Raw genomic sequence first — 25247 nt, forward strand, 5'->3', positions numbered from 1 at the left:
GAGCCCCTTCTAGAACATCGCGGCGGATCGGCTAGCGGTTTTGCGACAGCGTCGGAGCGGGCGGGCCTGTGCGGGAAGGCGGAACTCTGCCGTCCGGCCAAGGTTCAGAGGAAGCACACCCTCAAAGGAGCATGCCATGACCCCCGGCCAGGACCAATACATCACCATCGAGCGCGAGACGCGGCCGGTGACCGTCCACTTCAACGGCAACATCCTCGCCTCGACCAAGGAGGCGCTGAGGCTGCGCGAGGGCGGCCATGATCCCGTCTACTACATCCCGAAAGCGCATGTCGCGATGGAGTTCCTGCTGCCGACCGACCGGCACACGACCTGTCCGCACAAGGGAGTGGCGCAGTACTGGACGATCTCCGCCGGCGGCCACGCCGCCGAGAACGCGGTCTGGGGTTATGCCGCGCCGAAGGCGGGCGTGACCGAGATCGCCGATCACGTTGCCTTCTATCCCGATAAGGTCGTCATCGAGCTCGGCTGAGCGGGCGGCGCAAGGCCGCATCCCCCCTTTGCCAGCAGGGCCGCGAGGCCCCGCTTCGGCGGGACCGAAGGGGTGCTACCAGCAGACCGGGCTTTCCCTCGAGAGGCTCTTCCGGTCTCAAGCGGCCACATCGTGTGATCACGAAATCCGGAACTTGGAACCATAGAGAGGGCTTTTGACACCGAAGGACATGTTCCAAAGGATCAAGCCCATGCGCAAGTTTCTCCTCTCGACCGCCCTTGTGGCGCTCTTTGCCGGTCCGGCGCTCGCCCAAGGGATCATCGTCGACCAGAGCGGGCCATCGGCGGGGCCGGTGATCGCCGTCGTCCCGGCGCCGCCGTCGGTTCGCCGCTACATCGTCGACAACCCGACCCCGCCCGTCGTGCTCGAAGGGCGTATCAGCCAAGGCAGTGTCGTGCCGGTCGACGTGCAACTCGCGCCGGTGCCGGAGCATCCCGGCTACGTCTACTTCTACGATGCCGACAACCGCCCGATCGTCGTGCGGGCCGAGGATCGTCAGGTCGTCTACGTCGACGAGGATGGCATTCCGGTGGAAGAGGGGGCGCTGGCCGTCTCACCGGACGACATGCCGGACGAACTCATCGGCTACGTCACCGACAACCCGCTGGATCCGGTGGCGATCGATGGCAATGTCGAGATCGGCTACGAGGTGCCCGCCAGCGCCGAACTGCAGCCGGTCGAAGGCTATGACGGTTACTCCTACTTCTACCACGACGGACGTCCCTACGTGGTGAAGACGGCGGAGCGGCGCGTCGTCTACTACGCCCGCTAAGACGAACCGAGGGCATAGCGCGACGCCGGACGTAGAGAGGCCGCGACACTTCCGGTGTCGCGGCCTTCGTGTATCCAGAGGTCCAAAACCGATATCCGAAGCGCTGCGCGGCATCGCAGGCGCGCGGTCCTGCCGGCTTAGCGGTCGTTGTGACCGAGGTCGCGGCCGGGGTCCATCCGGTCGCGCACCCGCTGCTTCAGCACCTTGGCTTCCGGAAAGCCGCCGTCGCGCTTGCGCTCCCAGATGACCTCGCCGTCATAGGCGATCTCGAACACGCCCCCGGTGCCCGGCACCAGCGAGACCTCGCCGATATCGGTGCCGAAGGTCGAGAGCAGCTCCTGCGCCATCCAGCCGGAACGTAGCAGCCAGTGGCATTGGGTGCAGAAGGTGATGGTGATCCTCGGCGGTGCCATGTCCGTCTCCCGGCAGTTGGACTTGCACCGAGAGATGGCGGGGCGGCGCGCCGGTGGCAAGCACCGGAGCGCCCGTCCGCGCTGTGATCAGCTCTTGGCGTCGGCGACCAGCACCGCATTGGCCCGGAACATCGCCGGGAAGACCTGCTTCAGATTGTCGATCTTCGGCTGGTCATTGACGACGATGTACGGGTAGCTTGGATTCTGCGCGAGAAAATCCTGGTGGTAGGCCTCGGCCGGGTAGAACTTCGTCGCCGCGTCGGTCCGCGTCACGATCTTCTCGCCGTAGACGCCGGCCTTGTCGAGCTGCGCGATGTACTTCTCGGCAATGGTCTTCTGCTCCGGCGTCACCGGAAAGATCGCCGAGCGGTACTGCGTGCCGTGATCGGGCCCCTGGCGGTTCAGCTCGGTCGGATCATGCGCGACCGAAAAGTAGATCTGCAGGATCTGGCCGTAGGTGATCTGCTTCGGATCATAGGTCACCGCCACGGTCTCCGCATGACCGGTCGAGCCGGTCGAGACCTGCTCGTACGTCGCCGTGTCGGCCTTGCCGCCGGCATAGCCGGAAACGGCGTTCTCGACGCCCTTTACGTGCTGGTAGACACCTTGCACACCCCAGAAGCAGCCGCCGGCGAGGAGCGCGGTTTCCATGCCCTTGGCCCCGCTCTCGTCGACCGCCGGGGGCGGGATGACGACCGCTTGCTCGGCAGCCTGTGCCGGCAGCTGGCTGACGAGGGCGCCGCCCCCGGCAAGCAGTCCGAGCGTCAGGGCGGCGATGCCGAAACGTTTCGTCAGATGGCTGTTGGCGGACATCGGTCCACTCCTTGGTAGCGTGAAGGGCGACAGGGCGAAACAATGGAGCCGTTGAGCCGGACGGTGAGGCCACGTGTCGGGCTGTCCCACGGGCTGCAACGGATTTTCTCCCCCTGAAAATGGTCGCTCGCGCGCTCTCCCGCAAATCACAGCTGCGGCACGGCGCTGCGCACCGCCGTGCAAGCGAGCGGCGAGCCGGGCAGGTGCAGGGTCGGCGGTTCGGCAACACCCTCTGGATGGCGAAGGCGCTATTCTGGCGCCGCGTTCGCCGGACTGCTAGCATCGCCTGTCGCGAATCCAGGATATGACGGCGCCGATGTCAGTTTCGCTCTACCGTTATGCCTGGCTTCACACCAAGAAGCAGCAGATCTGGATGCTGTTCGTGGTCGTGGCCTCGATCCCGGCGCTGTTCCTGTCGCTGAACCTGCCCAAGCTGATCGTCAACGGGCCGATCCAGGGCCAGGGCTTCGAGGAAGGTGCGTCCGCGACGCACAACTATCTCGGCTTCTCGATCCCGCTGCCCGATTTCATCGGCAACGACCTGCCGGTGTTCGGTGGGTTCGATCTCAGCCGCTTGCATGCGCTCTATCTCCTCAGCGGCCTCTTCCTGCTCCTGGTAATCATCAACGGCGGGTTCAAATACTACCTCAACACCTACAAGGGCCGGCTCGGCGAGCGCATGCTCCGGCGCATGCGCTACGAGTTCGTCGACCTAGTGCTGCGCTTCCCGATCCTGCGCTTCCGGCAGCTGCGCTCGCCCGAGATCGCCTCGATGATCAAGGACGAGCTGGAGCCGATCGGCGGCTTCATCGGCGATGCGGTGGTGACGCCGGTCTACCTGATCAGCCAGGTGCTCACCGCCATCGTCTTCATCTTCGTCCAGAGCTTCACGCTCGGCCTCGTGGCGCTCGGCGTGATGATGATCCAGGTGGTGCTGATCCCGCGCATGCGGCGCCGGCTCCTGGTGCTCGGCCGCCAGCGCCAGCTCACCGCCCGCCAGTTCGCCGGCCGGGTCGGCGAGATCGTCGAGGGAATCTCCAGCGTCCACACCAACGACACGTCCAACTACGAGCGGGCCGGGGTGTCCGAGGAGCTCGGCCGGATCTTCCTGATCCGCTTCGACATCTACCAGTGGAAATTCCTGGTGAAGTTCCTCAACAACTTCCTCAGCCAGGTCACGCCCTTCATCTTCTATCTCTTCGGCGGCTATTTCGCGATCACCGGCCAGCTCGACATCGGCCAGCTCGTCGCCGTCATCGCCGCCTACAAGGACCTGCCCTCGCCGCTGAAGGACCTGATCGACTGGGATCAGATCCGTCTCGACGTGACGGTGAAATACGAGCAGGTCGTCGAGCAGTTCGACATCGACGATATCGCCGAGATCACCTTGCAGGAGCCGTCGGAGGCGGTGGTGGGGCCGCTCGCCGCGGGCTTCGTGCTGACCAATGTCGGCGCGCAGGACGAGTCGGACGGCCGACTGTTCGAGGAGGTGACGCTCGACCTGCCGATCCACCAGAAGGTGGCCGCGGTCGCCGCTATCGGCGAGGGGGCCGAGCATGTGGCGGAAGTGCTGGCGCGGCTTCGCCCGCCCGGCACCGGACAGTTGACGCTGAACGGCACGCCGCTCGCCGCGCTGCCGGAGGCCGTCACCGGCCGCCGCGTCGCCTATATCGACGCCTCCACCTATTTTCCCCGCACCAGCCTGCGCGAATCGCTTCTCTACGGGCTGAAGCACTACCCCGTCGGCCATGTCGAGCGCCCGAAGGATCGCAAGGAGGCATTGCTGCGGCACGAGACGCGGCTGTCGGGTAACACGCTGCTCGACGTTCGCGACGAGTGGATCGACTATCAGGCGATCGGCCTTTCCTCCGCTGCCGATCTGAACGGGCGGATCGCCACGGTGCTGCAGCTCGTCGTCCTCGACCGCGACGTGCATCTCTTCGGCCTGCGCACCCGCGTGCCCGAAGCCTTCGAGGAAGAGGCTGCCGCGACCATCCTGCAGGCCCGGCACGCCTTCCGCGAGCGCCTGAAGGCCGAGGGCATGGAAGCCTATGTCGAGCCCTTCGATCCCGACCGCTACATCGTCAACGCGACGATCATGGAGAACATCGTCTTCGGCGCCCCGCGCGATGCCCGGCTCGGCCTGTCGCAGTTCTACGTGCATCCGTTTGCCCGAGAGACGCTCCGGGCGACCGGCCTTGCCGCCAGCCTGTTCGAGATCGGCCGCGATATCGCGGCGACGATGATCGATCTGTTCGGCGACCTCGAGCCCGGTAATCCGCTGCTGCAGCGCATTTCGGTGATGACGGCGGAAGAGCTCGGCGACTACCGCCAGGTGCTCGCGCGGGCCGCCGGCCGGAGCTACGAGCAGGCAGCCCAGCCCGAGCGGGCCGCCCTCGTGCGGCTGGCGCTGAGCTATATCGAGCCCCGCCACCGCCTCGGCTTCATCGACGAGGCCTTCATGGCCAAGGTGGTGGAGACGCGCAAACTGTTCCGCAAGGAGATCCCGCCCGAGCTGGCGGAGGTGCTGGTGTTCAACGAGCCCGAGGAATTCAATCCGGCCTCCAGCATTCAGGACAACGTGCTCTTCGGCCGCATCGCCTACGAGCTCGCCAATGCCGGCGAGGCGGTCGAGGGACTGCTGCTCAGGAGTTTCGAGGAGATGGGGCTCGCCGGCATCGTGCAGGAGGCCGGGCTGTCCTACGATCTTGGCGCCGGCGCCAAGCGCCTGTCGCTCGGCCAGCAGCAGAAGCTCGGCCTGGCGCGCGCACTGTTGAAGGCGCCGGACTATCTCATCGTCAACCGCGGCCTGTCGGCGCTCGACCAGGAGAGCCAGTCGAAGATCTGCGCCTCGACGATCGCGTATGGCTCGCAGCCCGAACAGCCTTTCGGCACGTTCTGGGTGCTGTCGGCGGCTGCCAACGCACAGCATTTCGAGCGCGTCGTCGAGTTCAAGGGCGGCCGCGTCGTTGGCGACGAGCCGGTGACGTCCGACAAGCTGCCGGAGTTCGTCGAGGAGGTGGAGGCCGAGCAGGCGGCGGAACCGCCGGCTGCCGAGAAGCCGCAGCCGGTCGGCGAGGCCGATGCGCCGCCGCCGCGGGTCGCTGTCGATGCGGCCGCTGAATAACCGGGCGCCGCGCCGGGGCCTTGCGGCCGCCGATGCCGCTCCCTTGCCAGGCCAACGATGGTGCCGGCAAAGCGAACACTTGTCATGCGGGGTGGGATGTCCGACAGTCCCATCGACATTACATGAATGTCATCACTCATTCGCACAGTTCAGCGAAACGAGCCGGTGATGGCACTCGCCAGCATGCGTAATTATCTCTCGCGGAGATCGTGGTCGTCATGAGCCTTTTGAAGAACGAGGTCGATATCCTGCGGCGCGTGCCGCTGTTTTCCGGCGTCGATGCTCCCAAACTGAAGCTCCTGGCCTTCACCTCCCAGGTCGTGCGCTACCGCGCCAAGGAGAAGCTGTTCGCGCAAGGCGATGCCGGCGACAGTGCCTATGTCATCCTCAGCGGCAAGGCGCGGGTGTTCGCCGATACCGACCGGGGCGAGATCGAGCTGGCCGAGGTCGGCGAGACCGACTTCGTCGGCGAGATCGCCATCCTCTGCGACGTGCCGCGCACCGCGACGGTCGAGGCGACCTCTGACCTGACGGCCCTGCGCGTCAACAAGGAGTGCTTCGGCGAGCTGCTCACCACCTTCCCGTCGATGGGTATCGCGATGCTGCGCGAGCTGGGCTTCCGCCTCAGCCGCACCACCGCGGACCTCGTCGCGGCGGAGTCGCGGAACGCGCACGGGTGATCGCCGTCAGGACGCGCATCGACACGGCCGGGTGCGCCGGCAAAACGCCTGGCGAGGTCATTCGGCTGTGAGCGACGACGGTGCGGAAGCGTTCAGCGTCAAGGTCTGGGGTGCGCGGGGCACGTTGCCGGGGTCGGGAGACCGGCAGCGGGCCTACGGCACCGAGACATGCTGCGTCGAGATGCAGGTCGGCGGCCATCGGCTGATCTTCGATGCCGGCACCGGGATCGTGCCGCTCGGCTGGCAGCTCGCGGTGGAGGGCACCTGCGACATTGACCTGTTCTTCAGCCATGTCCACTACGACCACATCATGGGCCTGCCCTTCTTCGTGCCGCTATACCGCAAGGGCTGCGCCATCTCGGTCTCGGCAGGGCATATGCTGGACGGGCGCTCCTGCGCCGACATCGTCACCGACTACATGCGCGCGCCGTTCTTGCCGATCACGCCGAAGGTCTTCGCCGCCGACATCGACTACCGCACCTTTGCGCCGGGGGACGTGCTCCATCCGCGCGACGGCATCGAGATTTCGACGGCCCGGTTGCAGCATCCGAACGGCGCCGTCGGCTATCGCGTCTCCCATGCCGGAAGGGTGGCGGCCTACGTCACCGATACCGAGCATGTGCCGGGCGAACTGGACCCGGCGGCGCTCCAGCTGTTCGAAGGGGCCGACGTGGTGTTCTACGACACCACCTACAGCGATGCGGAGATGGAGAGGCACAAGGGTTTCGGCCATTCCTCCTGGCAGCAGGGCGTGCGCCTGGCCGAGGCGGCGGGGGCGAAGCGGCTGGTGCTCTTCCACCATTCGCACATCCGCGACGACGACGAATTGGCGCGGATCGAGGCGGAAGCGCAGGCCGCGTTCCCCGGTGCCTTGCTCGGCCGGACCGGCCTGACGCTCGACCTGACGCTCGAGCCGGATCGGGCGCCGGCCACCGCCGATGCCGACCTTGGATGAGAGCCCCGACACCCCGCGGGTAAACGGCCGGATCCGCTGGGCGGAGATCGCGGCGCAGCTGCGCGGCGGCTCGAGTTCCGAGACCCTGTCGCCGACCATCCAGGCGCGGGTGGTGCGCCGTGACGATGTCGGCGAGGTGCTGGTGAAGATCATCCAGCTGTTCGTCGTCTCCTTCGTCTTCGGGCTCTATCTCATCGCCCCGCGGCCCGACGATGTCGGCATGCTGTCCTCGCCGACGCCCTACTTTTTCGTGGCCTACCTCGTGGCGACCACCGCCGGCCTCGTCTGGGCGCTGCGTCCGCCGGTGCCGGCGGCGGCCGTCTACGCCTCGATCGCCCTCGACTTCATCCTGCTGTATGCGCTGATCTGGAGCTTCCACAAGCAGTACGGCCAGCCGCCGAGCTTCGTCCTGAAGTCGCCGACGATGCTCTACGTCTTCCTGTTCATCGCGCTGCGCACCCTGCGCTTCGAGGTCCGCTTCGTCGTCGCGGCCGGCGCCATGGCGGCCATCGGCTGGCTCTGCATTCTCGGCTGGGTGCTGATCTTCGATCCCGAGCACGCGGTGATCACCCGCAACTACGTCGCCTATCTCACCAGCAACATGGTGCTGCTCGGCGCCGAGGTGGACAAGATCCTGCTGATCACGCTGGTCACCGCGGTGTCGGCGCTGTCGCTGACGCTCGCCAAGCGCCTCCTGGTGTCCTCCATCTCGGAGGCGGAGGCCGCCGGCAATCTCGCCCGCTTCTTCGATCCGACGGTGGCCGGCGACATCCGCGGCCAGGCGATCGACATCGCGCCCGGTGGCGGCACGCTGCGCGAGGCGTCGATCCTCAACGTCGACCTCCGTGGCTTCACCACCATCGCCGCGCGGCATCCGCCCGCCGACGTCATCTTCATGCTGGCAAAGGTCCAGGCCGTGCTGGTGCCGATCATCCGCGCGCATGGCGGGACGATCGACAAGTTTCTCGGCGACGGCATCATGGCGACCTTCGGCGCCGTCCGGCCATCCGAAACCCATGCGGTCGACGCGCTGCGCTGCACCGACGCAGTCCGGCAGGGCTTCGAGGGCTTTGTTCAGACGGAGGGGCACGCCTCCTGGTTCGCCGCCGACGGCATCGGCGCCGCGGTCGTGGCGGGACCGGTGATATCGGGGCTCGTCGGCGTCGAGGGACGGCTGGAGTTCACCGTGATCGGCAGCGCGGTCAATCTCTGCGCCAAGCTCGAGAAGTACAACAAGCAGATCGGCTCGCTCGCGCTGACGACGCAGAAGACGCTGGCGAAGGCGGAGAGCCAGGGATTTGTCCCCGGCCGGTCGCTGATGCGGCAGCGTACCGCCATCCCCGGCGTCGAGAAGCCGGTCGAGATCGTTATCCTGCAGGCGGGAGCGACGCCGCGCCAAGCGCCGCCGTCATCCAGCGACGCCCTCTAAGCTCTTCGAAAGATAGGCGTTTTGCTGCGTCCCACCGGATGCCCTCAGTGCCCCGGCGCCGACTTGCCCCGGCGCCGCTTTGCCGCGGCGCCGGATGCTGCCTCAGTTCGACGAATGTGGGTCGACGGCATCACGCAGGCCATCGCCGAGGAACGAGAAGGCGAGGACGGTCAGCATCACCGGCAGCATCGGCATCAGCAGCCAGGGATAGAGCGCCACGGCCTCGATGTTCTGGGCTTCCGACAGCAGCACGCCCCACGAGGTGATCGGCGGGCGCAGGCCGAGGCCGAGGAAGCTCAGCGCGGTCTCGGCGAGGATCATCGATGGGATCGACAGCGAGGCCGAGGCGATGAGATGGCTCATGAAGTTCGGCAGCAGATGGCGCGAGATGATCCGGCCGGGCGTCGCACCCATCACCACGGCGGCGGCGGTGAAATCCTCCTCGCGCAGCGACAGGAGTTTTGACCGGACTGCGCGCGCAAGGCCCGGCCAGTCGAGCAGCGCCAGGATCAGCGTGATGCCGAAGTAGACGAGGATCGGGCTCCAGGTCACCGGCAGCGACGCCGACAGCGCGAGCCACAGCGGCAGTTCGGGGATCGATCGCAGCGTTTCCGTCGCCCGCTGCACCCAGTAGTCGATCTTACCGCCGAAATAGCCGGCGAGGCCGCCGAAGAACAGGCCGAGCGCGAACGAGATGGCGACGCCGACGAGGCCGACGGTCAGCGAGATCCGCGCGCCGTGGATCAGCCGCGACAGCATGTCGTGGCCAAGCCGGTCGGTGCCGAGCAGGAACATCGTCCCTCCCTCCGGCGGGCAGACGAGGTGGAAGTCGCCGGGGATGACGCCCCAGAAATCATAGCGGTCGCCGCTGCAGAAGAAGCGGATCGGCATCGGCTTCGACATGTCCGGCGTGTAGTTGCGCTGCAGCGTGTCGAGGTTCAGCACGCCCTTCATGTCGTAGACGAAGGGTCCGACGAAGCGGCCCTCGTGGAACAGGTGGATGCCCTGCGGCGGCATGAAGATGTGCGAGGTGTTGCGCGTCTCCAGCCCGTAGGGCGCAATGATCTCGGTGAAGAACACCGTCAGATAGGCCGGCACGAGGAAGCACAGCGCGATCAGCGCGATCCGATGCCGCTTGAAGCGCCACCAGATCAGCTGGCGCTGCGAGGCCCGCATGTACTTCTCGGAATAGACCGAACCTTCCGCGATAGTGCGGTCGGGATCGAAGGGCGCGGTGGAAACGACGTGTTCGAGCCGGCTCATGCCTTGCGCTTTCCGGTCAGGCGGACGCGCGGGTCGATCATCGCCAGGAGAATGTCGGAGACCAGCATGCCGACGACGGTGAGGACGGCAAGGAACATCAGGAACGAGCCGGCGAGATACATGTCCTGGCTGCGCAGCGAGGAGAGCAGCATCGGCCCCGTCGTCGGCAGCGACATCACCACCGAGACGATCACCGATCCCGACACCACCTGTGGCAGCAGCGTGCCGATGTCCGAGACGAAGGGGTTGAGCACGGCGCGCAGCGGGTATTTTCGCAGGATCTTGCCCTCGGACAGCCCCTTGGCGCGGGCGGTGACGACATAGGGCTTCTGCAACTCGTCGAGGAGGTTGGCGCGCAGGCGACGGATCATGCCGGCGGTGCCGGCCGTGCCGATCACCAGCACGGGCACCACGAGGTGGCCGATCAGCGAGCTGGTCTTGGCCATCGTCCACGGCGCGTCGGTATAGACCGGGTCCATCAGGCCGCCGACCGAGATGCCGAAGAAGGTGTTGGAGGCATAAAGCAGGATCAGCGCAAGCAGGAAGTTCGGCGTCGCGAGCCCGATATAGCCAAGGAAGGAGAGGCTGTGATCGGCGACGGAGTACTGATGCGTCGCGATGTAGACGCCGACCGGAAACGATACGGCGTAGATGAAGAGGACGGTGACGAAATTCAGCAGCAGCGTCAGGAAGAGGCGGTCGCCGACCACTTCCGAGACCGGCATGTTGTACTCGAAGGAGTAGCCGAGATCGCCGCGGAACAGGCCCGTGACCCACTCGAAATACTGCAGCGGCAGCGACTTATCGAGACCGTACTGCTCGCGCAGGAAGGTGATGCGGTCGTCGGTGACCGACTCGCCGGCCGCCCTGAGCTCGGCGATATAGGTGGTGAGATAGTCGCCCGGCGGCAGCTGGATGATGATGAAGACGAGCACCGAGATCACCACCAGGGTGCCCAGCATCGTCAGGACGCGGTTGGAGAGATAGCCGAGCATGGGGCCTCGAGGCTGGGGCTGGCGGGAGCGCCGTGCCGGACTTGCCGTTTCAGGAGGGGCGTCATGCCGGAGCCTGAACGCGAAGGGTGCGAAGAAGCCCCACGGGCGGCGGGGCTGCCAGTCTCGTGCCGGCCCTATTGCCGGGATTGCAAAGGCCCTCAGGGCGTCGCGGCGGCCTGCTGCTGCTGGCCGTCGCCGAAGTAGAAGGTGTCCGGCCGGTAGACCCCGAAGAACGCCCCCGGGTTGAAATTGTAGATCGCCGTCTGCGGCACGTTCTGCAGCTTGTTCGAGACCACCACCACCTGGTCGACCCCCGAGACGATGCCGATGCGGAAGGCCTCGTCGGCGCTGATGTCCAGCATGCGCTTCCAGATTGCAGCCTTCGCGCCCTCGTCGAGCGTCACCTTCCAGGTGCTGTTCAGCGACAGCAGCTGCTGCACCGCCGGCAGGTCGGGCGCCTGGCCCATCGAGCCCTTGGTCTCGTAGTACTGGCCCCAGAGCGGCCACTCGTTCTGCTCCGAATTGGTCGCGGCCAGCTCGCCGGGGTCGCTGTTCGGCGTCGGATAGGCGTTCTCGAGGCCGGTCCACACCGACATCAGCGTCGCGCCCGAGCCGAGGCGGCGCGAGAGCGTATCTCGCTCGGTCGGCTTGGCCAGGATCTTGATGCCGATCTTGCGGTAGTCCTCGGCAATCAGCCCGAGCACGTCGATCTGTTCGAGGTCCTCGCCGGCCGTCTCGACGACGATCATCATCTGCCGACCGTCCGGCAGGAGGCGGATGCCGCCGGAATCCTTTCCGGTGAGGCCAAGCCCGTCCAGCAAGGCGTTCGCCTGGTCCGGATCATAGCTCGCCCACTTCTTCGTGCGCGCCTCGTCGTAGAGCGGCGAGCCCGGCAGCACCGTGTCGGTGATCGGCAGCGCCAGCCCGTAATAGATCGCCTGGTTGATGTCCTCGCGGTTGAAGCCGATCGACAGGGCGCGTCGGAAATCGGTGTTCTGGAACAGCTTGCGCCATTCCGGATCCTCGCAGTTGAGGTTCGGGTAGAGCGCCACCTGCGCACCCTTGCCGTTCTTCCAGCGGCGGACCTGGTAGTCGTGCCGCGGCGCCGCCTGCTTCAGGAAGGCGTAGTTGCCGAAGGACAGGTAGCTCGCCTGCAGGTCCGACTCGCCGGCGCCGGTCTTGGCCGGCACAAGTCGCGAGCTCGCGATCGTCATGGCAACCTCGTCGACATAGGGCAGCTGGTGCCCGACGGTATCGACGCGGTGGAAGTAGGGATTGCGGGCGAAGATGAAGCGGTCCGACGGCGGCTCGGTCACCAGCACCCAGGGCTGCAGCGACGGCAGGTCCGGATTGGCGTTCTTGTAGGACTGGTCGTACTTGAAGTGCAGCGCCACCCAGTTGCGCTGGCCCTTCTTTTCCACCAGCGCCGCCAGCTTCTCGGGATTGGCGTATTTCTTGTGGAATTTCTTGAGGTAGTGGGCGGGCCGGTAGATGTCCAACGGCTGCGCCCCCGCCAAAGCCGGCAGGAAGTAGGGATTGGGTTTCGCCCATTCATAGCGGATCGTCACGTCGTCGATGAAGGTCACGATCGGTGGCTGGCCGTCGACCATCAACTCCCGCGGCGGGCCCTTTGCGGTCATCTCGGGATTGTTGACGATGTCTTCCCAGTAGTAGCGGAAATCGTCGGCGGTGAAGGGTTCGCCGTCCGACCAACGGTGGCCCTTGCGCAGGTGGATGGTGAAGATCCGGCCTTCCTCGACGTCGATGGCGCGGGCGATGTCGGGCACGATCTCCTGCTCCGGCGTATAGCCCGCCAGCCGCGCATAGCCGTAGACGACCATGCGGCGCGTGTCCTTGGCCTGTCCCTCGACCAGCCGCAGCGTGCCGCCGTACTCGCCAGGGGTGGCGCCGCGCGCGGCCATGTCGACCACCAGCGGCTCGGCCGGCACGCGCTCGGTGATCGGCGGCAGTTCCTTGGCCGCGACCTTCTCGGCGAAGACCGGCTGTTCCTTCATGTCGGCCGCAAACGCCGTTGCCGACAGAAGGGCGGCGGTAAGCGAGCCGAGAACCGCGATGCGCAGGCGCCTCGAACGGGATGGGGATGGCGCGAAGAACATCGTCAATTCCCTCGTCGGTCGCCCAGCGGGGCGATCAGATAGTTGGAATGGCCCTTGTCGGAGAAGATGCGCTCGACCCGATAGTTCCGTTGCGTCAACCATTCGAAGAAGGCCAGCGTGTTGTCGTTGGCGATCTCGATGAAGATCAGCGGCCGTTCGCGCGCAATCGTCGCTTCCGCACCGGCCAGCACGCGCATCTCCATGGATTCGACGTCGATCTTCAGAAAGTCCACGCCTTTCGTCAAGGCATCGTCGAGGCGCATGACCGGGATCTCGCCCGCGGGGTCGTCGACAAGGCGCGAGGCGCCGAGCCCGCCGCGTTCGGAACGGACGGCACGGACGCGCCCTGGCCCGTCCGACAGGCCGATGCCGAGCAGCGACAGGTCGACGTTCGGGAGATTGTTCGCCGCCACCGCCCGCCGCAGGATCGCCGCGACTTCCGGCAGCGGCTCGAACGGCAGCACCGAGGCTGCCTGCATCGGGCCGGCGAAGAACACCGTGTGGTTGCCCGTATTGGCGCCGACGTCGACGATCCGGCTGCCCGGCCCGATCCGGCGCATCAGGGCGTGCAGCTCCTCCGCCTCGAAGAAGTCGCCGCGGGTCTGGTCGCGCTCGATGCCGGCGTTCTCGCCGGTATAGGGCAAGAGGAAGGTCTCGCGCCCGAAACGCACCGGCAGCAGCACGGGATCGGCCGCAAGCCGCCGGATGACCGCCGCGCGCAGATCGGGGCCCGCCAGCGCCGGCGGCGCGCTGACGGTGGTCAGCGGCTGCGCCAGCTTGATCGCCGGGACCTTCGCCCAGAGCGCGAAGAGGTAGTCGAGCCAGCCGGCACCGGCCGATAGCGCCGACAGAACCGCCTCCGTCTCTGCGACGCGGACGAAGTGCGTCTCGCCGACCCACCAGTGCAGCAAGGCATGCCCCAGCCGCTCGGGCTCGTCGAAGGCGAGGCGCGACGGCCGCCAGACGGCCTCGCCGCTGCCGGCCACCAAGACGCCACCGAAGATCGCGCAATAGGGCCCGAGCGCCGGCGCGGCGATCGCCAGCGCGTCCGGGCGGAGCATCTCGCCTGGCGCGGGCGCGATCATCCAGTCGCAGCCGTTTGCACGCGCGCCGCTGCAAGCCTGCCGCAACCGGGCCAGGGGATCGGCGCCGTCGATCGGCGCCAGCAGCACCACGTCCTCGAACCCGCCACGGCCCAGCGCCGCGCGGCTGCCGGTGCCGTCGGCAGGGCTTAAAATCTCGCCGAAGACGGCCAGACGGCTCATGCCGGCTCGGCTTCGCGCACCGGGATGCCGTCCGCGCCGACCGCCTCAGGGCCGAAACCGCGGCGGTAGTTGTCGTGATAGGCGATGAGCGGCCCGTCGATCGGGCCGCTGGCATAGACGCCGAGCTTGAAATACGGCGCCTTCACCTCGTTACGATACCCGAGCGGCCCGTCGAACCCGAACAGCGGCGCCCCGCCGAGATAGGCCGAGATCGAGGACGTGCCGTGGCGCGACCAGCGGATCCGGAAGACGAAATCCAGCCAGCTGCCATGCGCGACGGCCGGGATCTCGTGGAACACGTAGCGCTTTTCGGGATCGGCAGAGGCGACCTCGGCGAAGGCGCCGGTGAAGCGCAGCGTTCCGTCGAGGTAGCGCAGTGCCAGCGGCGGCTTGCCGGCGGGATCGCCCAGCGCCGCCTGATCGTGCCACTGCGCCAGCACCACGCCGGTGCCGGCCGGCGGCTGGAATTCATGCGGCAGAAAGGTCGAGAAGCCGTACCAGATGTCCTTGTCGAAGGGCGGGTTGTACCAGTCGCGCAGCTCTGCGCGCAGGCCCTGGCTGACATGATCGCCCTGCCGCAGCTCGAAGCGGCAGGCATGGGGGCCGCTCCGCACCACGTCGCTCTGCACCACGGCGGAGTGCGGACCGGCCAGGCGCCGGACGCTCCATCCCTCCAGCGATCCGCTCGCGAAATCGAGGTTCACCGTGTCGCTGCCCTTCGGGTCGCTGGCAAGCGATCTCTCGATCTCGGCGTGCTCCTCGGGCGTGCGTCCGCCAAGGTCCAGCCGCTTCGGCACGCTGTGCGCGCGGATGTAGTGGTCCTCGCCAGCCGGGATCAGATGCGGCTCGCCGTTCGCCTCGTCGGCCGAGAAAGGTGCCCCCCAGATCGCCGGGTTCGACTGGCGCTCGAGGCTGATCTTGTCGAAGTCGAGCCGGTGGTTCGGGTCGGGCTGCGGCACCGCCGAGATCAGCGCGCGGGTATAGGGGTGCAGCGGTTCGCGGAACAGCGCCTCGCGCGGGGCGAGCTCGACGATGCGCCCCGCCGCCATCACCGCGATGCGGTCGGCGAGATAGTCGACCACGGCGAGATTGTGCGAGATGAAGAGGTAGGTCAGCCCCAGCGCCGATTTGAGGTCGCGGAGAAGGTTCAGGATCTGCGCCTGGATCGACACGTCGAGCGCCGAGACCGGCTCGTCGAAGATGATCAGCTCCGGCTCCAGCGCGAGGGCACGGGCGATGCCGAGCCGCTGGCGCTGGCCGCCGGAGAAGGAATGCGGGTAGCGGTTCATGTGGGTGTCGTCGAGCCCGACGAGCCGCAGCAGTTCGCTGACCCGCGCCTTGCGGCTCTTGGCGTCGCCGATGCCGTGGATCACCAGCGGCTCCGACAGGATGCTGAGCACCGTCATCCGCGGATTGAGCGCGGAATAAGGGTTCTGGAAGACGTACTGCACCCGCGTGCGCCAGTCGCGCAGCCGCTCGCCGTCGAGCGTCAGCACGTCGATCATCGCGGCACTGCCGGCTCCCGGCGTCTCGCGCATCTCCACCGTGCCGGCATCGGCGGTCTCCGAGCGGACGATGATCTTCGACAGCGTCGTCTTCCCGCAGCCGCTCTCGCCGACGAGCCCGAGGCATTCGCCGCGGCGGATGTCGAGGCTGACGGCGTTCACCGCCATCGACAGCGCCTGCTTCTTCTTGCCGAGCCAGCGCGTCTCGCTGCGGTTGCTGAAGCCCTTGGAAACGTCGCGGACCTTCAGCAGCACTTCCTGCGAGCCCGCCTCGGGCGCGGCCTGCTTGCGGCGCCCGGCAGCACTCGCCATGTCGACCTTGATCTCGCGGATCGGCATCAGCCGCTCGCCCGGCTCCATGTCGAAGCGCGGCACGGCCTTCAGCAAGGCCTTGAGGTAGGGGTGCCGCGGTTCGGCGAAGAGGTCTTCCGCTGCGCCGCTCTCCATCACCTTGCCATGGTGCACCACCACCATCTCGTCGGCCATGTTGGCGACGACGCCGAGATCGTGCGCGATGAGGAGGATGGCGGTGCCGTCCTTGTCCTGCAGCTGGCGCATCAGCTTCATGATCTCGGCCTGCACCGTCACGTCGAGCGCCGTCGTCGGCTCGTCGGCGATGAGGAGGGCCGGCTTGCAGATCATCGCCATCGCGATCATCGCGCGCTGGCAGAGCCCGCCCGAGAGTTCGAACGGATAGGCGTCGACCTTGCGCTCGGGATCGGGAAAGCCGACGGAGGCGAGCGCGTCGATGCTCGCCTTGCGCGCCGCCTTGTCGTCGGCGCCGCGGTGGATCTTCAGCACCTCGCCGATCTGGTCGCCGATGGTGTGGAAGGCCGAGAGCGAGGTCGTCGGCTCCTGGAAGATCATCGAGATCCGCCCGCCGCGGATTTTCGCGAAGGCCTCGGACTTCTGGCCGAGGCCGGCCAGATCGATGCTGCCCTTGGCGCCGTCGTTGAAGAGGATGCGGCCGTCGAGGCGCCGCGCGATCGGCGGCAACAGGCCCATGATCGCCTGCGCCGTCACCGACTTGCCGGACCCGGATTCGCCGACGATGGCGACCGTCTTGCCGGCCTCGACGCGAAAGCTCAGCCCGTTCACGGCCCGCGTCTTGCCCGCCATGGTCTGGAATTCGACGGTGAGGTCTTCGACGCGCAGCAGATCGGTCATGGTGCCCCAGACAATTTAGCGTGTTGTCTCAAGACCTAGCAGTGTTTTCGCCGATTGCCAGCGACAGGCAGGATGTTCCGTGATTGCCGGCAAAAGAATTTCCAGAAAGCCGAAGCCTTCCGCATCGTGCACGAGATGGTGGGTGAGGATGCCGGTCGGCTCGTCCCGCTCCGCCGTTCCGTCCGCCAGACGCCCGAGCCGCGCGATGAGCATGCCGAGTACCGCTTCCTCGCCGAGGAACCCGCGGGTGCCGCGCCAGTCCACCGGGTCGACATGGGTGTTGATCCGCATCACGCCGTCGCCGCGCTGGGGCCGGTCGCCGTAGACCGACAGCGCGGCAAAGCCGAGCCCCGGAAGCCCCGCCACGACGTCCGGACCGATCCGGTTCCAGGGCGGCACCAGCATGTCGGCGCCCCCGGTGAACCACGTCAGCCGCCGGCGCCCCTCGGCAAGCTCGCTCAGCACGTCGGCGGCCGGGCGTTCGGCGCCGAGCTCACACTTCTTGGCACCTTCAGCCGCGTGGTTGGCGTGCGAATAGCCATGCTGCAGCACCGTCACGCCCGGCAGCCCGTTCAGACGCTCCGCCAGCGCCGGCCCGGCATGGGCCGGGATCACCGCCAGCGCCAGCGGCACGTCGCCGGCGACCTCGATCAGCCGGTCGAGCGCCGGGGTCGGCGCCACCGCGTCGTCGTCGCGCAGCCAGAAGTCCACCGGACGGCCATCCTCGCCCAGACGGGAGAGCGCGTCCCGCAGCTGCGTCCAGAGCGGTCCCCTCATCGCTTCCGGCGCCCCGCAACTTCCGCCACGAGGCGGGCGGTGGTGGCGGCGCCGTCGAGCGCAAAGTCCACCGGCGCCATCGCCCGCCGCCGCGGCGCGTCGGCCAGCGCCGCGTCGATCGTTTCGGCGAGCCCGTCCAGCGCGCTCTCCGGCAGGACGTGGAGATAGCCGCGCTCTTGCAGCCGCCGCGCGCGGTCGGCCTGCTCGGTCTCGGCATCGCCGCCATAGGGCACGATGACCGCCGGCACCCCGGCGCGCAGGAGGTCGATGGTGGTGTTGTAGCCGCCTTGCGAGATCGACAGCGCGGCCCGCGGCAGGATCTGCGTGAAGTCGGCGCGGAACCGCTCGACCACGACCGCCCCGCCGCCGTCCTTTGCTGCCCGCGCGGCTTCCGCCTCGATCTCGGCAAAGTCGGCGTCGGACAGCCGGGGGCCGGTCAACAGGCGCCAGTCCAGCCCATGCGCCCGGCTGCGCCGCCGGGCGGCGAGCGCTGCCCGCATCAAGGGCATACCGACGCTGCCGCCGCCGGCCGAGACGACGATTTCGCCGGCGCCGACGGTCTCTGGACCGGCGCCTGCGGCGGGCATGCCGATCGCGGCGCTAACATAGCCGGTGTAGTGGAGCTTGTCGGCGATCTCGGCCACCCCGCCGAAACTGTCGCCGAATTCCGCGAAGGCGGGGTCGCCATGTACCAGCACGGCGTCGAAATGCTCCGCCACCAGCCGGGCGGTCTCCTCCTCGCGTCCGGGCTTCGACGACCGCACGAGGATGTCGCGCACCGAGGAGATGAGCGCCGGGCGCGGGCTGAAGGACGACACCTCCTCGATCAGCGGCAGCAGCTCGAAGCGGAACTGCCGGCGGCCGAAGGGGTACAGCTCGAACAGCACCACGTCCGGCCGCAGCGTCCGGGCGAGGTCAAGCAGAGCATCGCGCCGCCGCTCGCGCCAGGCATCGTCGACATCGCGCCCCTCGGCATCGACGAGGGTCGAGAAGGCCTCGTCGCGGATCATCGCCGGCGGCAGCTGGACGAGCCTCGCGCCGGGATAGGTCACCTCCGCCACCGGTTCGCCGCCATGCGCCACGGTCACCTCGAGCCCGGCCTCGCTCATGGCCGCGGCGATGGCGGCGGCGCGCTTGAGGTGGCCGATGCCGAGGAGGTGCTGGACGTAGAACAGGATTTTCACTTCGCGTCCCTCATCGATCCGTTGCCGGACCCGGTGTCGCCGTCCCCGCTTGCCGCGTCCTCCGGATAGGGCGCGGGGGCCAGCGGCGCAAGCGCGATGCCGGCCTCTACGAGTTGGAGACGGCCTTCGGCATCGAGGCGGAAATGATGCGCGCAGCCGTCGGCGAGCCGCACCGGCGCTTTCGCCCGCATGTCCCAGCCCGTGGCGATGGCGAAGAGCGCCCGCAGCACGCCCTTGTGCGTCACCACCACCGCCGGAGAGGCCAGCGCGGCGAGCCCCGCCAGCGCCCGCAGGCCGACTTCGCGCGGGCTCTCGCCGCCGCCGGGGCGGAAGTCGAGGCCTTTCGCCTCCTCCGCCGCGAAGGCCATGCCGCCCTCCGCGCGGATGTCGGCGAGCCGTCGCCCCTCGAGCGCGCCCCAGTCCATTTCGGTCAGGGCGTCGAGCGGGGAGGGGTCGAGCCCCATCGCCGCGGCGGTGCCGATGGCGCGGGCGAGCGGGCTCGTCCGGCAGGCCCAGGCGCGCGCAAAATCCGGCACCCGCCACCGCCGCGCCATTGCCAGGCCCTCGTCCGAGAGCGGCACGTCGGTGCTTCCCTGGATCCGCTTCTCGGCGTTCCAGGCGGTCGGCGCATGGCGCAGGATCAGGAACTCGGTCATGCCGAGGGGACCCGGGGCGAGGCAGCATGCCCGGCGACAAGGCCGGCAAGGTCCTGTCGCAGGAAGCGGCTGGCGGCGTCGGTGTCGTTCAGCGCCTCGGCCCGAAGCGCCGCGGCCTCGCCCATGCGCCGGGCGGCGGCGGGGTCGGCGAGCAGCCGCATGAGTGCTGCCCGGGTCGCCGCCGCATCGCCGGAGGGGACGATCAGGCCACTCACGCCGTCGTCGAGAAGGGTGTCGATGCCGCCCGATCGTCCCGCGACGACCGCGAGCCCCGACGCGGCCGCTTCCAGGAAGACCAGGCCGACCGCCTCCTTCACCGCCGGCCAGACGAAGAGGTCGGCGCCGGCATAGGCGTCCCGCAGCGCCTGGCCTTGCCGGAGGCCGGCGAAATGCACGGGGAGATCCGCCATCGCCTGCCGCACCGACGCCTCCGCCGGGCCCGTCCCGACCACGACGAGGTTCCACGGCGTCTCGCCGAGCCCCGCCAGCGCCTCGGCGAGCACGCGGTAGGACGCAAGCTTCTGGTCCTCGCGCATCATCGCCACCGTCAGCAGCAACGGCACCGCCGGATCGAGGCCGAACTCGGCGGCGAGCGCCGCCCGCGCCGCCTGCCGGGCAAGGGCATCGCGCCGGAACGGGGCCGTGTCGACGAACAGCGGCAGCGGCGCCAGCACGCCGGGATCGCGCACCAGCGGCAGCAGGCAAGCGGCGTCAGCCGGGTTCAGGCAGTAGATCCGGTCGGCCGCAGTGATCGCCCTTCCAGCGGCGCGGTAGCCGGTGTCCCAGCGCCCACCCGCCTGTTTCGGTGCATGCGAGGCCTCGGCGACCACGTAGGGAATGCCGAGCGTCTCGGCGACCCGCGGACCCAGATGGTCCGGCGCCTTGTGGTAGAGGTGGTAGGTGAACCAGGCGTCCGGCCGCGTCGCGGGATCGGCGCGGTAGCGGGCGATCAGCCGCTCCGCCAGCGCTGCGCCGAGCCGCTGCAGCCGTTCCTGGCGCACCGCATCGCCGCGGTCGTAGCTGCGGAACGCCGAGGCGAGATCGACCGCCGCGCCGCCGCGCCTCAGCGCCTCGATCAGCAGCCGCGCCACCCGGAGGTCGCCCGACGGCACCGCCCCGGTCGGCGGCTTCATCGGCGCGTAGAAAGCGATCCTCATCGCCGGGGCCCGGGCGGCTCCCGCCGGAGGGTTTCCGTGATCCGCCTATAGATCGTGGCGATCCCCTCCGAGTAGCCGAAATGCCCGGTCACCCGCGCCCGGCCGGCCTCGCCGAGCCGGCGCCGCAAAGCGGGGTCCCGGGCGGCACGGGCGACCGCGTCGGCGAAGGCGGCGGGCGCATCGGGCTCGACCAGCAGCCCGGTCTCGCCGTCGACGATCAGCTCGGGCACCGCCGAGACCTTTGTCGAGACGCAGAGGAGGCCCTGGCTTTGGGCTTCCATCAGGACGTTCGGCAGGCCGTCGCGGTCGCCATCATCGGAGACGCGGCAGTTGAGGACGAAGAGGTCGCTGGCGCGGTAGAGGCCGAGGATCTCCGCTTGCGCCAGCGTCCCCAGCCAGCGGATGCGCTCCGCCAGACCGAGACGCTCGGCCAGCGCGCGCAGCTCGTCCTTCATCGGGCCACCGCCGACGATCGAGAGCGTGAAGGCGAGCTCCGGCGGCAGCAGCGCCAGCGCCTCGAACAGGCCGCGATAGCCCTTCTTGTCGACCAGCCGGCCGACGGTGAGAAGCCGGACCGGCCGTGCCGGATCGCTGCCGTCGCGCGGCGCCTCGTTCAAGGCCTCCGCCGGCGTCCCGTCCGGCGGGAAGCGGGCGAAGTCGAGCCCGTGATAGACCAGCTCGACCCGCGAAGGGTCGGGTGCCAGCGCCTGCAGGTGCTCGGCGTTCGCTTGCGTGCAGGTGACGAGCCAGGCGCAGTCGGCGAGCTTCTCGCGCTTCTCCCAGTCCTCGAGCGTCCAGATGTCCTTGGCATGCGCCGAGACCGCGAAGGGCAGGCCGCGCATCTCGGCCGCGTAGCGGGCGACCGAGCCCGGCGTGTGGAGGAAGTGCACGTAGATCAGCCCAGTATCGTCAGGAAGCTCCGCCGCCATCACCAGCGCCTGGCCGAAACGCCGGCCGCGGTTCGGCGTCGGGTCGCGGCGGAAATCGGCGATGAATTTTCGGAACGCCGCGCCGTAGCCCGGCAGTTTTCGGGCGATGCGCCATCCCTTCAGGACGCGCAGCGGTTCCTGGTAGAGATATTCCGGTAGGTAGCGCGGCACCTCGTCGATCTCGCGGTGCACGGGGTGCTCGCGGTCGTCCGTCGGAAAGCGCAGCGAGACGAGGCTGAGCGGCAGGCCCATGCGCTTCAGGCCGAGGATTTCCTGCGCGATGAAGGTCTCGGACAGCCGCGGATAGCCCTTGAGGACGATCGCGACCCGCGGTCGGCTGGTCTGCATCCGGTCAGCCGTGGCTGTCGATCAGGGCCGGGCGCCCGGCTTTTTCAGCCATCGAGGCCGAGAACAGCACCTCGATCTGCTCCAGCCCGGCCAGCAGGCCGGGGATCTGCGCCTGGGACGGCCGGGGCTGGGCGGGCAAGGCGTGCAGCGCCGCCGCCATCCGCCCGGCGGCATTGTCGCCATTCGCCAGCAGCAGGCGGGCGAGGCCGAGCTCCTGCGCCCGGCTGGCGCGGATATACTGCTCCAGCCGCGGATGCGTGCGCGGCACGATCAGCGCGGGCTTGTCGAAGGAGAGGATCTCGCAGAACGTGTTGTAGCCGCCCATGGTGACGAGGCCGGCGGCGCCGTCGACCATGGCTTCCATGTTGGTGTGGAAGTTGATCGCCTGGATCCGGTCGAGTTTCGCGATCCGGTCGCGGAAGCCGGTGCGCTCGTCGGTCGACAGGAACGGCCCGAAGACGATCTTCGCCCGGTGCGGCAGGCTCGGATCGGCCTCGTAGGCCGAGATCAGCCAGTCGATCATCACGTCGCCGTCATTGCCACCGCCGGCGGTGACGAGGATGTAGGGCTCCTCCTCCGGGGTCTCTTCCGAGAAGGCACCGATGGCGCGCCGGAGATAGCCGGTATAGCGCATCCGCTCCATGGTCTTGTCGGCAAGGCCGACGCCGTCGAGCGGCTCGTAGACCACTTTTGGCCCATAGACCCAGATCTCGTCGTAGAGCGTGTCGACCGCCTCCGTCGCGCCCTTGCGCTCCCATTCCTCGCGCAGCCGCGCCGGATCGTCCATGACCTCGCGGATGCCGAGGATGTTCTTGGTGCCGTTGGCCTTGAGGTAGGTCAGGCTGTCGCGCACCTCGCCCTTGAGGCCGAGCGGCTCCTTGTCGACGAGGAAGATGTCCGGTTTGTAGCGCTTGGCGGTCTCGAGGATGATGACGGAGCGGATCTCCATCAGGTCCTCGGTCGAGATGCCGAGCGCGGTCGGGGCGTAGTTGTTGTTGTCGAGCTTGACGATGCCGGGCACGCGGATGAAGTCGACGCGCGGGTGCAGATCGAACGAGCCGACCACCGGCGAGCCTGAGATGATCAGCACCGACAGGTCCTCGTGCAGGGACGAGAGATGGTTGGCGATCGTCTGGCAGCGCCGGAGATGACCGAGACCATAGGAATCGTGACTGTAGATGAGAAGCCGCTTACCGGTCATCCGAGGTCATCCAGTTGGCGGAGCGCGCACAATTGCGGGCGGCGGTTTCACTCGGGCAACCTATCCCGCCATTGGCCGGATTTTGCAAGCGAGCCCTGCCGATCTTGCGTTCCCGCGACCCGAGGCAAGCGGACGCCGACGAAGGGGCCGCCAATCCCTTTTCCCGTGCTCTCCCCGCAGGCTTTCGGTCGGCGCGAAAGCGCACCGAGAGACCCGCTGCCAACCCGCTGCCGACGTGAAAGTGATGGCGGGAACGGGCGATGCGAGACGGCCCTGCACCCGGCGGTTGCGCCATCAAATCCTTGACCCGTCTGGGTTTTCGCCCCGTTGCCGCTTGCGCGTCTGGATCCACGCAGGCTGTGTCGCGCGCTAAGGCACCGCCATCGCCCCGCGGGCGCCGGTCCGCCGTGCCCGGAACAACGCCGGAAAGGGCGAGTTCACGGACTCCTTGATGGAGACCGGCATGCTCATGCAATCAGACACGACGACGATCCCCCGGGCAGAGGAAAAGCTGAGGGCGTTCATCCTCGACCAGGCCTTTCCGTGCGTCGGTGCGAAGTCTGCGGTGCAGAAGGGCACGATGACCGTCTACGTCGCGCGCAGCATCGACAGCGCGTGGAACGACGTCGAGATCCAGGACCGGCTGATGCGCTTTGCCTGGGAGTACGCCAGGCAGCCGACGCTCTTCACCAGCTTTGCCGTGGTGTTCGAGGGACCGTCCGACCTCACCGAGGAGGCGTTCGAGACGCGGCTCTGGGAGCGCGTCCAGTCGCTCGCCGACAAGGATGCATGGCGTGGTCAGGCGCATGACGAGCGCGTGAGCCACGATCCGGACGATCCGCATTTCTCGCTGAGTTTCGGCGGCGAGGCGTTCTTCGTCGTTGGGCTGCACCCGAGGGCCAGCCGTCCGGCGCGCCGCTTCGAGCATCCGACCATGGTGTTCAACCTGCACGACCAGTTCGAGATGCTGCGCCAGCAGAACCGCTACGAGAAGCTGCGCACCGCCATCCTCGACCGCGACGTGAAGCTCGCGGGCGACATGAACCCGATGCTGGCCCGGCACGGCACCATCTCGGAAGCCCGGCAGTACAGTGGCCGCGCGGTTCCGGAGGGCTGGTCCTGCCCGTTCAGCCGGTCCGATGCCGGCGTGGCCACGCTGACCCCCGCCAAGCTGGCCCCCGTCAAGCTGGCCCCTGTCAAGCGGAAGGACGCCCGATGAGCACGACCCATTCCCACACCATCTCCCACACCATCCCGCCCCGGAGCGGCGAGGCGTTCGAGCTGAAGGCCGGACAGGAACTGACGGTCATCGATCCGCTGGGCGGCCAGGTCGCCGACCTCCTCACCATCGCCAAGGCCGACATCCGCGAGATGCTCTCGTCGGGGCGGACGCTCGACTATGCCGAGCGGATCTACCTCACCACCGGCGACAAGCTCTATTCCAACCGCTCCAACGTGATGCTCGAGATCATCGCCGATACGGTCGGCCGCCACGACTTCCTGCTGACGCCCTGCAGCGAGGCGACGTTCCGGCTCTGCTACGACAACGAGCCGCCGCACCGCGGCTGCCACGGCAATCTCGCCGCCGCTCTCGCCCCCTACGGCATCGAGGACGACGCCATTCCCGTTGCCTTCAACTGCTTTATGAACGTCCCCGTCGACGGCGCCACCGGCACGTTCAAGGTCCTGCCGCCGCTGAGCAAGGCCGGCGACCACATCGTCTTCCGCGCCGAGATGGACCTCATCGTCGGCCTCACCGCCTGCTCTGCCCCCGCCAGCAATGGCGGGATGTTCAAGCCGATCGAATACCGGATCACCTGACCGAAACTGACGGCTCTGGCGACATGGACGACGAGCCGATCTCCCCACCCGAGGGGGAGATGGCCGGCAGGCCAGAGGGGGGCTCACACCGCGACGCCATTGGCTCAGATCCGATCGCGGCACCGCAACCTTCTCAGCCCCAACCTCGATCGCCTTACGCCA

General features: G+C 68.0%; 21 protein-coding genes and 1 pseudogene. 8 read left to right on the forward strand and 14 right to left on the reverse strand.

Features of this window, described 5'->3' with window-relative positions:
* The first annotated feature begins 136 nt into the window (after positions 1-136).
* Both ACZL02_RS23035 and ACZL02_RS23040 read left to right on the forward strand, forming a co-directional pair.
* Positions 137-490: a DUF427 domain-containing protein gene (locus tag ACZL02_RS23035; RefSeq protein WP_472941039.1), complete on the forward strand. Its 354-nt coding sequence runs from the start codon at positions 137-139 to the stop codon at positions 488-490.
* Between the two features lie 211 nt (positions 491-701).
* Complete coding sequence (locus ACZL02_RS23040; RefSeq protein ID WP_472941040.1) at positions 702-1283, forward strand: DUF1236 domain-containing protein; 582 nt, start codon at positions 702-704, stop codon at positions 1281-1283.
* Positions 1284-1420: 137 nt separating this feature from the next.
* Here the strand turns inward: ACZL02_RS23040 and ACZL02_RS23045 are convergent, their stop codons facing one another.
* Together ACZL02_RS23045 and msrA are read right to left on the reverse strand one after the other, a co-directional pair.
* Positions 1421-1696 (reverse strand): Rdx family protein, encoded by a 276-nt coding sequence (locus ACZL02_RS23045; protein WP_472941041.1) that lies wholly within the window; start codon positions 1694-1696, stop codon positions 1421-1423.
* A gap of 87 nt (positions 1697-1783) precedes the next feature.
* Positions 1784-2509 carry a peptide-methionine (S)-S-oxide reductase MsrA gene (gene msrA, locus ACZL02_RS23050; RefSeq protein ID WP_472941042.1) on the reverse strand — a complete coding sequence of 242 codons (726 nt, stop codon included), beginning with the start codon at positions 2507-2509 and terminating at the stop codon, positions 1784-1786.
* Positions 2510-2825: 316 nt separating this feature from the next.
* Between msrA and ACZL02_RS23055 the strand changes: the two genes are divergently transcribed.
* The 4 genes from ACZL02_RS23055 (at position 2826) to ACZL02_RS23070 (ending at position 8700) form a co-directional block, all read left to right on the forward strand.
* A complete protein-coding gene (locus ACZL02_RS23055) occupies positions 2826-5636 on the forward strand; it encodes an ABC transporter transmembrane domain-containing protein (RefSeq protein WP_472941043.1) in 2811 nt (936 codons plus the stop codon).
* Between the two features lie 218 nt (positions 5637-5854).
* Complete coding sequence (locus ACZL02_RS23060; RefSeq protein ID WP_472932030.1) at positions 5855-6316, forward strand: cyclic nucleotide-binding domain-containing protein; 462 nt, start codon at positions 5855-5857, stop codon at positions 6314-6316.
* A gap of 67 nt (positions 6317-6383) precedes the next feature.
* A complete protein-coding gene (locus ACZL02_RS23065) occupies positions 6384-7271 on the forward strand; it encodes an MBL fold metallo-hydrolase (protein ID WP_472941044.1) in 888 nt (295 codons plus the stop codon).
* Positions 7255-8700: an adenylate/guanylate cyclase domain-containing protein gene (locus tag ACZL02_RS23070; RefSeq protein WP_472941045.1), complete on the forward strand. Its 1446-nt coding sequence runs from the start codon at positions 7255-7257 to the stop codon at positions 8698-8700. The genes ACZL02_RS23065 and ACZL02_RS23070 overlap by 17 nt, the downstream gene beginning before the upstream one ends.
* Before the next feature lie 102 nt (positions 8701-8802).
* Here the strand turns inward: ACZL02_RS23070 and ACZL02_RS23075 are convergent, their stop codons facing one another.
* From ACZL02_RS23075 to ACZL02_RS23130, 12 genes and pseudogenes are all read right to left on the reverse strand, one after another.
* Positions 8803-9963 carry an ABC transporter permease gene (locus ACZL02_RS23075; RefSeq protein ID WP_472941046.1) on the reverse strand — a complete coding sequence of 387 codons (1161 nt, stop codon included), beginning with the start codon at positions 9961-9963 and terminating at the stop codon, positions 8803-8805.
* Positions 9960-10958, reverse strand: a complete 999-nt coding sequence (locus tag ACZL02_RS23080; protein WP_472941047.1) for an ABC transporter permease — start codon at positions 10956-10958, stop codon at positions 9960-9962. The genes ACZL02_RS23075 and ACZL02_RS23080 overlap by 4 nt, the downstream gene beginning before the upstream one ends.
* A 158-nt stretch (positions 10959-11116) precedes the next feature.
* The gene (locus ACZL02_RS23085) at positions 11117-13075 is read right to left on the reverse strand and encodes an ABC transporter substrate-binding protein (RefSeq protein ID WP_472941048.1); all 1959 of its coding nucleotides are present in this window, start codon (positions 13073-13075) and stop codon (positions 11117-11119) included.
* 2 nt (positions 13076-13077) lie between these two features.
* The gene (locus ACZL02_RS23090) at positions 13078-14340 is read right to left on the reverse strand and encodes an FkbM family methyltransferase (RefSeq protein ID WP_472941049.1); all 1263 of its coding nucleotides are present in this window, start codon (positions 14338-14340) and stop codon (positions 13078-13080) included.
* Entirely contained in the window at positions 14337-15137 is an 801-nt protein-coding gene (locus ACZL02_RS23095; protein ID WP_472941132.1) for a polysaccharide lyase family 20 protein, read from the reverse strand. Before ACZL02_RS23095 ends, ACZL02_RS23090 begins: the two co-directional genes overlap by 4 nt.
* A 6-nt stretch (positions 15138-15143) precedes the next feature.
* Positions 15144-17012, reverse strand: a pseudogene (locus ACZL02_RS23100) (ABC transporter ATP-binding protein); the annotation flags it as partial.
* Positions 17013-17027: 15 nt separating this feature from the next.
* Positions 17028-17789: a polysaccharide deacetylase family protein gene (locus ACZL02_RS23105; protein WP_472941050.1), complete on the reverse strand. Its 762-nt coding sequence runs from the start codon at positions 17787-17789 to the stop codon at positions 17028-17030.
* Positions 17786-18973, reverse strand: coding sequence for a glycosyltransferase family protein (locus ACZL02_RS23110; RefSeq protein WP_472941051.1), 1188 nt, complete (start codon positions 18971-18973; stop codon positions 17786-17788). Before ACZL02_RS23110 ends, ACZL02_RS23105 begins: the two co-directional genes overlap by 4 nt.
* Positions 18970-19629 carry a histidine phosphatase family protein gene (locus ACZL02_RS23115; protein WP_472941052.1) on the reverse strand — a complete coding sequence of 220 codons (660 nt, stop codon included), beginning with the start codon at positions 19627-19629 and terminating at the stop codon, positions 18970-18972. Before ACZL02_RS23115 ends, ACZL02_RS23110 begins: the two co-directional genes overlap by 4 nt.
* Entirely contained in the window at positions 19626-20786 is a 1161-nt protein-coding gene (locus ACZL02_RS23120; RefSeq protein WP_472941053.1) for a glycosyltransferase family 4 protein, read from the reverse strand. Before ACZL02_RS23120 ends, ACZL02_RS23115 begins: the two co-directional genes overlap by 4 nt.
* Positions 20783-22063, reverse strand: coding sequence for a glycosyltransferase (locus tag ACZL02_RS23125; RefSeq protein WP_472941054.1), 1281 nt, complete (start codon positions 22061-22063; stop codon positions 20783-20785). Before ACZL02_RS23125 ends, ACZL02_RS23120 begins: the two co-directional genes overlap by 4 nt.
* A 4-nt stretch (positions 22064-22067) precedes the next feature.
* On the reverse strand, positions 22068-23264 hold the full coding sequence (locus tag ACZL02_RS23130) for a glycosyltransferase family protein (RefSeq protein ID WP_472941055.1): 1197 nt from the start codon (positions 23262-23264) through the stop codon (positions 22068-22070).
* Between the two features lie 463 nt (positions 23265-23727).
* Between ACZL02_RS23130 and gntA the strand changes: the two genes are divergently transcribed.
* Both gntA and ACZL02_RS23140 read left to right on the forward strand, forming a co-directional pair.
* Positions 23728-24483, forward strand: a complete 756-nt coding sequence (gene gntA, locus ACZL02_RS23135) for a guanitoxin biosynthesis heme-dependent pre-guanitoxin N-hydroxylase GntA (protein ID WP_472941056.1) — start codon at positions 23728-23730, stop codon at positions 24481-24483.
* The gene (locus ACZL02_RS23140; RefSeq protein WP_472941057.1) at positions 24480-25085 is read left to right on the forward strand and encodes a DUF1989 domain-containing protein; all 606 of its coding nucleotides are present in this window, start codon (positions 24480-24482) and stop codon (positions 25083-25085) included. The genes gntA and ACZL02_RS23140 overlap by 4 nt, the downstream gene beginning before the upstream one ends.
* Positions 25086-25247: the final 162 nt, after the last annotated feature.

It is taken from the genome of Mesocryomonas fontinalis (genome assembly GCF_055730125.2).